The organism is Arthrobacter sp. MMS18-M83 (genome assembly GCF_026683955.1).
GTDB lineage: Bacteria > Actinomycetota > Actinomycetes > Actinomycetales > Micrococcaceae > Arthrobacter.
This window is the reverse complement of record NZ_CP113343.1, coordinates 4,700,312-4,711,923: the sequence shown is the minus strand read 5'-3', so window position 1 is coordinate 4,711,923 and position 11,612 is coordinate 4,700,312. Positions and strand designations below refer to the sequence as shown.

Below are 11,612 nucleotides of genomic sequence, written 5' to 3'. Positions count from 1 at the left end.
CCGGCCAGCAGCCCAGGAGGCACCGTTGACGGACCGCGAACCACCCGCATGGTTGTGGCTCAAGGAACGTTTGGCGCGCCTGCGTCAGTCCACGACGCCGGGTCGCAGCGGAGCTGAACCGCCGCCTGTCGCCGTACGGACCGCCGTCGTCACTGACTCGGCAGCCGCCCTGCCGGCCGAATGGGTCAAGGCGTTCATCGCGGACGGGCGTCTCGCCGTCGTACCGATGCCTGTCATGGTGGGCGAAGAAATCTACGGCGAGGGCGAAGACGACATCACCGAGACACTGGCGCTGGCTTTGGCGGCCGGATCGTCAGTGAAGACTTCACGTCCTTCACCCGGGCAATTCGAACAGGCATACCTCGCCGCGCAGTCTCGCGGCTTTGAGGCTGTCGTCTCCATCCATATTTCCGCCGGGCTGTCCGGCACCGCCGATGCCGCCCGGTTGGCTGCGCAGCGGGTTGCAATCCCGGTGGAGGTCATTGACTCGCGCACCGTCGGAATGGCGCTAGGCATGGGTGTCCAAAGTGCGCTCGTCGCCGCAGCAGACGGCCGTTCGGCGACCGAAGTCCGTCGCTTTGCCGAGGAGCGATTGAGCCGCACCAAGGTCTATTTCTACGTGCCGAGCCTTGAGCAGCTACGGCGCGGCGGACGAATCGGCGCTGCCGCGTCCTTGCTCGGGACAATGCTGTCCATCAAACCGATCCTGGCGGTCGACGACGGCAAGATCGTGCCGCTTGAGAGGGTGCGTTCGGCGGCTAAAGCCGTCGCTCGGCTTGAGGAAATCGTTGACGCGGATGTCAACTCCCGGCCTTTGGGACAATCCCGGCTTGCCGTGCACCATTTTGGAAACCTGGCAGAGGCCGAAGGGCTGGCGTCGCGACTGGGGGAGAACTGCCTGGGATGCCCGCCTGCACAGATCAGTGCCCTGCCCGCCGTCCTGGCAGCTCACGCAGGTCTGGGCGTTTTGGTGGTGGTCGTCGGGGAAAGCAGCACACCTGGCGTCACGGCAGGCGATTCCAGCGCGAGCGGTTCCGCGGCAGACAAAGACCTCGCGAAGCCGTCCGCGGGCGGCGACTGAAAAGTACTGCCAGCTCCGCGGACATGTCACGGCAGCGTTCGCCTTTCCCATGGTCGAGAAATCCCGAGCCAGGGCCCTCGGTATTTATGAACGGCGTGCCCGTCAGGCATACATGTAGGAGGGCTTCTCGTTGTGGATGAACCTGATCTCATCGGGAGCGTCGAAATCGCGTTCGCCCGAGACGACGATGCAGTCCGTATTGCCGCTTCTTCTGAACACGTCAGGGATCACAGTCTTCTGCGCGTGGGCACCGCTCAGCTGCGGCTCTGTCACAGTACTCCTTCTTGCTTGCTGGACTTATCGGTTTCTCGGGGCCGGGGCTGCGTGATCCCGGGTCAACACAAGAAAGTAGACGCACAGCAGATGTTGAAGCTGCAATCCGGTCTTGAACCGCTGAAGATCCGTGCCGGTTTCGCGTCACGAAAGGTACCGCTTGCCGACTATTAAGAAGTGACCCACGGGCTTCATTGGGGGCAGCCCGTGGGGGCCGGATTAGGAAGGCGGATAGTGGGGGTGCCTGAAAAGCCCTCCACCTGGTCAGCGAAGGAAAGGCATTGAACAGCTCAAGAGCATACGAAAAGGGTTCTTCAGACTCCGCCGCGCCCGAAGACTCAGCGACAACGGGAACGGAATCGCCCTGACCGTGCGCAGCAACATCCCTGGCAGGCAAGAACCCTGGCGCCATGAAGCACCGGCGGCGGTCCGGGATCCTCGCTCTTCTCTTGAGCTCGATCACGGGCAGCCCCGGCCGGCCCGCGACTTCCAAACGCCGGTCGGGGTTGTCCCCTACCTCGTTCCTGGCGGATGGCATTCACTGATTACCCCGGACGCAGACGGCGGCCATGACGAGCTAATATCGAAACTCGGGGCGATCATCCTAGTAGGAATCGTTGAAACAATGTATGAGAAACTCAGCGACAGAGACCTCATCCACGTATATGCTCCGATCAGTTTCAACATTCAGGGGGATTCGATGAAGCATTCTCGGTTTCCGAAATTCATTTTTTGCTTATTTTTCGTCGGCCTGCTCATGACTTCTTGCGCGTCCGGACCGGTCGGTAAAGCCGGCACAGCGGTACCCACTCCGCCTCCGATCAGTTCCGCAACTCCACAGGTATCCTGCGCGCCTTTCCTTCCGTCTGCTCCGTGCTCTCAATACGTCAGCATTTCGGGAACTTCGAATGGCGTCACTCTCCCGTGGGTAGCCGCTGGCGGGCTTACGGTGGAGCTGAATTCTGTGAATGGTGGACTGGAGCTCACCGCGAAAACTCCCTGCAATCCGATCAGCGGACCAGCAATGATCACAGGGAGCACTCTCATTGTTGAAAAGCTGGCGCTCGGAGCGGTTGGATGCGTCGGCGACCCGGCTGAACAGGAAAAGTGGGTCGTACAGTTCCTGAAACAGCCCATTGAAATGACCTCTAATCAGGACACTTTGACATGGAAGGGTGGAACCGACACTCTCAACTTCAAAAGCAAGTAACGACCACGCTGCGCGGATCAGCGTCCTAATTGCTGACGCCCGCCATAGCCAACCTCGTAAAAATAAATATCGATGAACTAGTCAAACCTGGGGGTAAATTGAAGTTCTTATTGCTTGCTGCGCTCCTACGCTGTAAATGCACGGCACTGCCCCGAGGGTTCTTACTATGACCGTGACAACTCTGGGGTCTACGTAGGGTAGGCGCTTCGGGATTCGCCAGATGGCTGCCGGGTCGGCTGGTCCCGGACCGGCGAGGGCTGCGCAACAGCCCATGGATAAGAAGCAAACAGGTTCCACTGGCTAAGTCGAGGGCAACTGAGACTACGTGGACAACTCCAATGCGCTGTCCCGATCCGCGTCATCGACCGCATGCTGGTGGCGAAGGGAGAGAATACGACTGGCGTCGACGTAAGCCGCGAGGGCAGCGACTGCACGGTGTTCAGTCCGGACATCTGCGACACTCCGGCGGACCTGTACGAGCCAGATGTCGACCGCACCAATGCTGCTCCGATCTCCCACCTGGTTGCCGACGACGCGTCCCCGGGTGCAACTGATCCTCCACAAGGCCTCTTGACGGCGTCCTTGTCCACATAGAGTCGATGCCGCCTGCCCTTGCGGGGTGGGCGGTTCTAGGCTCGATTTTATGCCACGCAGGAACGGTGCCGCCTCAGCCAACGACGCCGCGAGTGCTGCGCGTCGACGGTTCACGGCCCGTCTTGCACCGCCTCTGGCAGGCGACCATAGTGCTGAGCTGGGAGGCGCCGGCCAGGGCGGACTTCATCGGGGCCAGCACAATAGCGACCCGTTACTGCCCTTGCACACGTTGCTTGAAGGCAACACTCGGACTTCCCCGTCCGGCTACTCTTCCGGGGAACCAGATTCCGGCGATTCAGGCGGCTCTGGCGAATCGTTGGCTCCTCCGCGGCTTCGTTGGCGCACGCCGAGGCGAGTAGCTGTGTTGCTGACCGTTCCATGCTTGCTGTTGCTGTTGTGGTTCGCTTGGCAGGCGTGGACAGCCCAGCCAACCGTCGAGCCTTTGGTCCGCAGTTCGCTTGCTGGTGCAGCGCCACGAGTTGGTGGGAGCGCCGCCCAGGATGATACGCCCGAATCGCGGCGCGGCCAGCTTACTGTCCATGTGGCCGGTGCAGTGAAGAACCCCGGGATCGTCACATTGCCGGCCGGAGCGCGAGTGTTTGATGCGATCGCCGCTGCCGGGGGAGCGGAGCCGACCGCCGAGCTGAACGGCCTCAACCTTGCCGCGCTAGTTCAGGACGCCGCGAAAATCCATGTTCCGCGGGCAGGGGAGGCCGTTACCGCTCCGGCGGCTGGTACTGCGGGCGGGGCCGCGGGTGGTAGCAGTGGCGGGGCAGCTTCGGGAAGCGGTAGCCCGGGAACCGGAGCCTCTGCTGGAGGAAAGCTCAACTTAAACACTGCGACGGCTGAGGAACTCGATGCCCTGCCAAAGGTTGGTCCGGTCCTGGCCAAGCGCATCGTGGAGTGGAGGCAGCAGCGCGGTCCGTTTGCGGCGGTGGAAGATCTGGATGCCGTAGATGGCGTCGGCCCGAAGATGATGGAATCCCTGCTGCCCTTGGTGACGGTCTGACATGGCCGACGATCGGGTATGAAGGGAGCCGGGCAGGCAAGTGCCCCGCGATCGACGCCGTCGGGGCGCGAGGACGCCCATGGGAACCGTAGCCGCATCGACCTGCGGCTGGTCCCATCCGCCACGCTCACGTGGGCCGTATCCCTCTCCGCTCCCTTCTTGCCGTCGTTATGGATAGTGGCCCTGTGTGCGGGCCTGTGTGTTATCGCGGGGCTTCTGCTGGGAGGCCGGCGTCAGCGATTCCCCCAGATTCGGAAAACCGCTCGGCGGCACCCGGAGACCAGACGCCCGGAAGCCCGCGTGGGCGGTAACTCGCGTTCGCGCTCAAGGACCCTTGCCGCCACCCTGGCCGTTGCGTGCTTGTTCGGTGCGGCCGTGGCGGCCCATGCAGCAATGGATGCGGGACCGCGCCAGGACGGTCCCGTCGCTGAGGCCGCGGCATCGCGGGACTCCGTTATCATCCACGTGCTGATCGTGGGAGAGCCCCGCGAACTGGGCACTGGCTCGCGTGGATCGGGACGGTGGGCAGTTCCGGCAGAAGTGATGGACATAGCAACCGATGGTCAGTTGATCCGTTCCCGCACAAGAATTCTGCTCACCGGGGGGCAGGGCTGGGACCAGGTCGCAATGGGCGACGAGATCAGAACCGCGGGGAAGCTGAAGCAGGCAAAAGCAGGGCAGTTGGAGGCCGGAGTTCTCGCGGCCGCTACACCTCCTATGAAGCCGGACGGCCGGCATGACCTCGACGCACAGCACCGCCCCAACGCACAGCCCAGGTTGGAAACGGAGGGCGTTATGCCGGGAGGTCCGGCGCAGTTGAGGAAGCAATTCGCCTCTGCTGCCGAATGGTTGCAGGGCGACGCCGCAGGTCTTTTGCCCGGAATGGTCACGGGCGACACCTCCGGCCTGGACGAAGGCCTGGAAGCCGCTATGAAAACCACCGGCACCACCCATCTCACGGCCGTCAGCGGCGCAAATTGCAGCCTGATCCTCGGCGGCCTGGTGCTTTTGGCCAGAAGCTTGCGGCTTCCCAGGAGCGGAGCGGCAATCGTGGCCCTCGTGGGCTTGGCGGCCTTTGTCATGATGGTCGGCCCGGATGCGAGCGTCCTCAGGGCGGCCGTTATGGGTGCTATCGGCCTCACAGCCCTTAGCGGCGGGCGGCGGGGCCGGAGTCTGGGCTTTCTCTGCCTCGCAATCAGTAGCCTGCTCATTCTGGATCCTTCACTTGGCATGAGCGTGGGATTCCTCCTGTCGGTCCTCGCCACGCTGGGAATTGTCCTTTTGGCAAGCCCCATCGCATCCTGGGCTCCAGCTTGGCTGCCTTCCTGGATCGCTTCGGCCATTGCCGTTCCTTTGTCAGCGCAGCTCCTGTGCAGCCCGGTGATTGTTGCCTTGCAGCCACAATTCTCCAGCTACTCATTGCTGACGAACGTCGCGGCAGCTGCGTTCGTCCCACCGGTGACTATCCTGGGGACCATTGCCGTTCCGATCGTTCCCTTGGTTCCCTGGTTAGCCGCCATCCCTATGGCCATTGCCGGAGCGAACGCGGGAATGGTGGCGGTCATCGCCCGGTTCTTCGCAGGACTTCCGGGAGCGGCGCTGCCCTGGCCGGAAGGCCTGGCAGGAATTGCCACCATGCTTCTGTGGTCTGTTGTGACCATCCTGCTCGTGTGGCTGGTCCTGCATCCAGCGTGGACGGGCCACACCGTGCTGGCTTTGCACCGCCGGCTATTGCTCCTCATGAAGGCTGCGGAGTCAACTGTCCGTCGCCGATGGGCTAAGAGGCATTCCGGGGCTCCCGGACGCCCTGCTGTAGGGCCGAGGCCTTGGCGAAAACTGCGCAGGACACTGGACGTGGGAGACTGGGACTGAGCAAAATCCCTTCTGGAAGGAAGCAACATTGGCTGCTGCCCAGGTCACCAAGGCTAAAGCCTCCGCGGCGAACGCCATCGGCTGGCGGGACGTTACCCCGTCCGCTGTAGTGCTTATCACCGGCCCTGAGGAGTACCTCGGAATCCGTGCAATGGATCGGATCCGTTCCCAGGTGCGGGCCACCGCGCCGGACGTGGAAATCAGCAAACTCAACGCGGGAAGCTACGAGTCCGGTTCCCTCGCGATGACTGTCACGCCGTCATTGTTCGATGAGGCCAAACTCATCGAGATCGAGGGCCTTGAGTCCATGAACGATGCCTTTCTTGCCGATGCGCTGAATTACCTCACACATCCTGAGAATGACGTCGTGTTGGTCCTTCGTCATGGTGGGGGAGTACGGGGCAAGAAGCTTCTGGACGCCATCAAGTCATCCGGATGGCCGGTCGCGGATTGCCAGCCTTTGAAAAAGGATGCCGAGAAAACAGCATTCGTCGTCTCGGAATTCAAGGCAGGCGGCCGCCGCATCGAAGCGGAAGCTGTCCAGGCCCTCGTCAACGCAGTCGGTGCCAGCCTCTCGGAGCTCGCAGCAGCATGCAGCCAGCTCATCGCGGATGCCACCACCGCCGTGGACGCAGCCACCGTTGAGCGGTACTACGGGGGCCGTGTAGAAGCCACGGCATTCAAGGTTGCGGACGCCGCCATGGCCGGCAACGGACCGCAGGCCCTGTCCAGCCTCCGGCACGCCCTCGCCACCGGAGTTGACCCCGTGCCGCTGGTTGCCGCCCTTGCCGCGAAACTCCGCTCCCTCGCCAAGGTTGCGGGAGCCCAGGGCTCGTCGGCACAGATCGCCAAGCAGCTTGGCATGCAGCCCTGGCTCGTGGAGCAGGCGCAGCGGGACGTCCGACGGTGGACTCCTGAAGGCCTGATCCGTTCCATCCAGGTAACGGCTGAAGCGGACGCCCAGGTCAAAGGCCTCTCGCGGGATCCGGTGTACGCGGTGGAGCACGCTGTCACGGTCATTGCCGCTTCCGCCCGGGGCCGGTAGCCGACGCGCGACACCCAGATTGTTAGGCGACACGCACATTTCCTGACGACGCCGGAATCCGAGGGTCGAAAGTCCATTTGCGCATCGTGAGTCGGAGCCACCGCCAGGTGGCCCGTTCCACCCCCATCCGTGCCTGGCTTAAATAACTGAGGCCGGCACCCATTGGGCGCCGGCCTCACGTTCAGCTCAGTCGAACTGGATAAACCTTAGAGTGCGTTGACCTTTTTGGAGATCGCCGACTTGCGGTTTGCAGCGTTATTCTTGTGAATAACGCCCTTGCTGACAGCCTTATCCAGCTTACGGCTGGCAGCAACAAGAGCCTTTGCAGCGGCATCCTTGTCCGTGGACTCAACGGCGGTGGCAACGGCGCGGATGGCCGTCTTCAGCTCAGACTTGACAGCGTTGTTACGCAGGCGAGCCTTCTCGTTGGTGAGGATGCGCTTCTTCTGGGACTTGATATTAGCCACGTGTGTGAACTCTCTTTTAATGCGGAAATGGTCTAGAGGGTTTTCAGGTTGGCCATCGACTGAGCGGCGTGGGGATGCCTATGGCAGCCAACCATGAGTGGCCGTCGACCTGCACGGACACACAGCCATAAATATTATCAGACTCTGCGCTTTTCCGGGGATTTGCCGTCTACGCCGAGTCGTGTTGCCCACCCAGTCGCCGGGCCACCAGCTGGAAGGTGCGTTTGTCCAGGACGGCGCCCTCACGCCGGACGTCCGCGGGATTGATGCGTACCACCCTGTCAACCTTGACCTCACTGGGCCGGCCTCTGGGGTCCCAGGCGCCGGTCCCGATGTCCACGTAGTCACCTGAGCGGCGGCCATTGTCGTGGTCTTTGCTGGTCAACATCAGCCCCAGCAGCCACATGCCGTCGTGCCCTATCAAAAGGACCGGCCGATCCTTCCCCTCGGAATAGTCCTCTTCGTAGGGGACCCACGACCACACGATCTCTCCGGGATCCGGTTTGCCATCAGGGTTGGGGGAGTACCGCGGAGAGACCTTGCCCCGGAAGTCCCCCGGATAGGGCCGGGAAAGCTGCCCGACGCCGGCCGCCGCGTTCCGGGGGCGGTTCGCCGCCGACGCCCGGCTTTTCGGTGGCTGGCGGGGCTCTCTACCGGCGGGTGCTCCGACGATCCGTCGAAGGTAGCCCAGGGAGCCTTTGAGGAGCCTGCCAAGCAAATGTGTGTCCGATGCCATGGGACCACCGTACTTTCCATTGACATCCTGCGTCGCCCGCAACGCAACGGCGGCTGATCGAAGTGCACAACCGGCGTCTTGTTCATGGGAGACTATAAGTTCAGATATGCGGCATCGGCCGGATTGGTCCAGATCAGTCCGGGGTTCGGCCGTGTGAGTGTCAACAGTAAGGACCCTGCGTGTCTCCCATGGCCCGCACCGCACCGGTGCCCGCCGCGACAGATCCGGCCATCATCCGGAACTTCTGCATCATCGCCCACATCGACCACGGTAAATCCACCTTGGCCGACCGCATGTTGCAGTACACCGGCGTCGTTAAATCCCGCGACATGAAGGCCCAATATCTGGACCGTATGGATATCGAGCGCGAGCGTGGCATCACCATCAAGTCCCAGGCTGTCCGCATGCCCTGGGAACTTGACGGCACCAGCTACGCCTTGAACATGATCGATACCCCTGGCCACGTTGACTTCACGTATGAGGTCTCCCGCTCCCTCGCGGCCTGTGAAGGCGCGGTTCTCCTGGTCGACGCGGCGCAGGGCATCGAAGCCCAGACCCTGGCCAACCTCTACTTGGCGATGGAAAACAACCTCACCATCATTCCGGTGCTCAACAAGATCGACCTCCCGGCCGCCCAGCCCGAAAAGTACGCGGCGGAACTCGCCAACCTGATCGGCGGCGACCCCGAGGACGTGCTGCGCGTGTCCGGCAAGACCGGCGCCGGCGTGGAGGCCCTCCTGGACAAGATCGTCCGCGATCTACCTGCACCCGTTGGCGACCCCAACGCCCCGGCGCGCGCCATGATTTTCGATTCCGTGTATGACACGTATCGCGGCGTGGTCACCTATGTCCGCGTGGTGGACGGCATGCTGCACCCGCGCGAGCGGATCCAGATGATGTCCACCCGTGCCACCCACGAACTGCTGGAAATCGGGGTCAGCTCGCCGGAACCCACTCCCTCCAAGGGACTGGGCGTCGGCGAGGTCGGCTACCTGATCACCGGTGTAAAGGACGTCCGCCAGTCGAAGGTGGGCGACACCGTGACCAACCTGGCCAAGCCCGCTGCGCAATCCCTGGCCGGTTATGCCGATGCCAAACCCATGGTCTTCTCGGGCCTGTATCCCCTGGACGGCACGGACTATCCGGTGCTCCGGGATGCCCTCGAGAAGCTGATGCTCAACGACGCCGCACTCGTCTATGAACCGGAGACCTCGGCCGCGCTCGGCTTCGGTTTCCGCGTGGGATTCCTGGGCCTGCTGCACCTCGAAATCACCCGTGAGCGCCTCGAGCGCGAGTACAACCTCGACCTCATCTCGACCGCTCCGAACGTGGAGTATGAGGTCACGCTGGAGGACAAGCGTGTCCTTCACGTCACCAACCCCAGCGAATACCCCACGGGCAAGATCTCGGAGGTCCGTGAGCCGATGGTGTCCGCCACCATCCTGGCGCCCAATGAATTTGTCGGCGCCATCATGGAATTGTGCCAGAGCCGCCGTGGGGTCATGGGCGGCATGGACTACCTCTCCGAGGACCGTGTAGAGATCCGATACCGCTTGCCGCTTGCCGAAATTGTCTTCGACTTCTTCGACATCCTTAAGTCCAAGACCCGTGGCTACGGTTCGTTGGACTGGAAGGCCGACGGCGAGCAAGTTGCCGATCTGGTCAAAGTTGACATCATGCTCCAAGGCGAGCAGGTTGACGCCTTCAGCGCCATCACCCACCGTGACAAGGCCTACGCCTACGGGGTCATGATGACCGGCAAGCTTCGCGAGCTCATTCCGCGCCAGCAGTTCGAGGTGCCCATCCAGGCTGCCATCGGCTCGCGCATCATTGCCCGCGAAAGCATCCGCGCCATCCGTAAGGACGTCCTTGCCAAATGCTACGGCGGTGACATCACCCGTAAGCGCAAACTTCTGGAAAAGCAGAAGGAAGGCAAGAAGCGCATGAAGATGGTGGGCCGTGTGGAGGTTCCACAGGAAGCGTTCATCGCAGCCCTTACCACCGACGAATCCAAGGACAAGGCCAAGAAGTAATGGGGCTGTTCGCCCAACACACTGCGGGACAGGCACGCGGGGGATCCTGTGCCTAGCGTCCTTCCCCTCGGAGATCCCGCACCTGCGGACGGCCTCCTGCCGCCGCAGGTGCTTGACGGTGTCGAGTCACGCAAGTTTGGACTGTACGTCCATATACCTTTCTGTGCCGTGCGCTGCGGATACTGCGACTTCAACACCTATACCGCCACCGAGCTTGGGGGCGGCGCATCCCAGGACGCGTACGCATCGAGTGCGATTTCGGAAATTGACTTCGCAGTCAAGGCCATGGGCGCGTCCGGACTGCCGCATCGGCCCTTGAGCACGGTGTTCTTCGGCGGAGGCACGCCGACCCTGCTGCCCGCTGAAGACCTGGCACGCATCCTGACGGCCGCCGTCGGGCACTGGGGGCTGGAAACCGGAGCCGAAGTCACCACTGAAGCGAACCCGGACTCGGTGACTCCCGAGTCGCTCCAGCTGCTGGCCGACGCGGGCTTCACACGGGTCTCCTTCGGCATGCAGTCAGCAGTCCCGCACGTCCTCAAGGTTCTGGACCGTACCCACACGCCCAGCAGGGTCCCGTTAGTGGTTCAATGGGCGCGCGACGCCGGCCTTGCCGTGAGCCTCGACCTGATCTACGGCACTCCAGGCGAGTCGATGGCCGATTGGCAGACTTCCCTTGAGACTGCCTTGTCCTACGAACCGGACCACATCAGCGCCTACGCGTTGATCGTGGAGGAAGGCACCAAGCTGGCTGCCCAGATCCGGCGCGGGGAAGTACCCGGAATCGACGACGACGACCACGCCGCCAAATACGAACTCGCCGATCAGCTGATCAGCGCCGCCGGGCTCGACTGGTACGAGGTCAGCAACTGGTCCCGCACACCCCAACAGGCATGCAAACACAACCTTGCATACTGGCGGGGAGACGATTGGTGGGGCATCGGACCCGGCGCGCATTCCCACATGGGCGGTGTCCGCTGGTGGAACGTCAAACACCCCACCGCTTACGCAAACAGGCTCGGTCTGGGCGTCTCTCCTGCCGCTGGGCGCGAAACCCTCGACGCCGGAACCCGGGAAGTGGAACGCATCATGCTGGAGGCGCGCCTCGGCACGGGGCTCCAGGTAGACGCCCTCGACAAGGTGGGCCGCCATGCCGTGGCCGGCCTCATTGCCGATGGCCTGGTGGAGCCTGCGGCGGCCTTCCAAGGGCGGCTGATTTTGACGCTCAAGGGGCGGCTACTGGCCGACGCCGTGGTGCGCCGCATCCTCCCGGAGTAGCCCGCCGGCGCGAG

At 62.9% G+C, this 11,612-nt stretch carries 11 protein-coding genes; 8 read left to right on the top strand and 3 right to left on the bottom strand.

The window, feature by feature from the left end; translation table 11 throughout:
• Positions 1 to 25 precede the first annotated feature (25 nt).
• Entirely contained in the window at positions 26 to 1,081 is a 1,056-nt protein-coding gene (locus OW521_RS22240) for a DegV family protein (protein ID WP_268021634.1), read from the top strand.
• Positions 1,082 to 1,183: 102 nt separating this feature from the next.
• Here OW521_RS22240 and OW521_RS22235 read toward each other — a convergent pair whose 3' ends face one another.
• A complete protein-coding gene (locus OW521_RS22235; RefSeq protein ID WP_268021633.1) occupies positions 1,184 to 1,354 on the bottom strand; it encodes a hypothetical protein in 171 nt (56 codons plus the stop codon).
• Between the two features lie 370 nt (positions 1,355 to 1,724).
• Between OW521_RS22235 and OW521_RS22230 the strand changes: the two genes are divergently transcribed.
• The 5 genes from OW521_RS22230 to holA all read left to right on the top strand — a co-directional run bounded on the left by OW521_RS22230 (position 1,725) and on the right by holA (position 7,084).
• Complete coding sequence (locus tag OW521_RS22230; RefSeq protein WP_268021632.1) at positions 1,725 to 2,564, top strand: META domain-containing protein; 840 nt, start codon at positions 1,725 to 1,727, stop codon at positions 2,562 to 2,564.
• A 369-nt stretch (positions 2,565 to 2,933) separates the two neighbouring features.
• Positions 2,934 to 3,158, top strand: a complete 225-nt coding sequence (locus OW521_RS22225; RefSeq protein WP_268021631.1) for a hypothetical protein — start codon at positions 2,934 to 2,936, stop codon at positions 3,156 to 3,158.
• A gap of 553 nt (positions 3,159 to 3,711) precedes the next feature.
• Complete coding sequence (locus OW521_RS22220) at positions 3,712 to 4,167, top strand: ComEA family DNA-binding protein (RefSeq protein WP_268021630.1); 456 nt, start codon at positions 3,712 to 3,714, stop codon at positions 4,165 to 4,167.
• A 300-nt stretch (positions 4,168 to 4,467) separates the two neighbouring features.
• Positions 4,468 to 6,039: a ComEC/Rec2 family competence protein gene (locus tag OW521_RS22215; RefSeq protein WP_268021629.1), complete on the top strand. Its 1,572-nt coding sequence runs from the start codon at positions 4,468 to 4,470 to the stop codon at positions 6,037 to 6,039.
• A gap of 28 nt (positions 6,040 to 6,067) precedes the next feature.
• Positions 6,068 to 7,084, top strand: coding sequence for a DNA polymerase III subunit delta (holA, locus tag OW521_RS22210; protein ID WP_268021628.1), 1,017 nt, complete (start codon positions 6,068 to 6,070; stop codon positions 7,082 to 7,084).
• Between the two features lie 206 nt (positions 7,085 to 7,290).
• Here holA and rpsT read toward each other — a convergent pair whose 3' ends face one another.
• Together rpsT and OW521_RS22200 are read right to left on the bottom strand one after the other, a co-directional pair.
• Positions 7,291 to 7,551: a 30S ribosomal protein S20 gene (gene rpsT, locus OW521_RS22205; protein WP_028267110.1), complete on the bottom strand. Its 261-nt coding sequence runs from the start codon at positions 7,549 to 7,551 to the stop codon at positions 7,291 to 7,293.
• A 169-nt stretch (positions 7,552 to 7,720) separates the two neighbouring features.
• Complete coding sequence (locus OW521_RS22200; RefSeq protein WP_268021627.1) at positions 7,721 to 8,287, bottom strand: type II toxin-antitoxin system PemK/MazF family toxin; 567 nt, start codon at positions 8,285 to 8,287, stop codon at positions 7,721 to 7,723.
• A gap of 179 nt (positions 8,288 to 8,466) precedes the next feature.
• Here OW521_RS22200 and lepA point away from each other — a divergent pair, with 179 nt between their 5' ends.
• Positions 8,467 to 10,320 carry a translation elongation factor 4 gene (lepA, locus tag OW521_RS22195; RefSeq protein WP_268021626.1) on the top strand — a complete coding sequence of 618 codons (1,854 nt, stop codon included), beginning with the start codon at positions 8,467 to 8,469 and terminating at the stop codon, positions 10,318 to 10,320.
• Positions 10,321 to 10,368: 48 nt separating this feature from the next.
• On the top strand, positions 10,369 to 11,598 hold the full coding sequence (gene hemW, locus OW521_RS22190) for a radical SAM family heme chaperone HemW (RefSeq protein ID WP_268021625.1): 1,230 nt from the start codon (positions 10,369 to 10,371) through the stop codon (positions 11,596 to 11,598).
• Positions 11,599 to 11,612 lie beyond the last annotated feature (14 nt).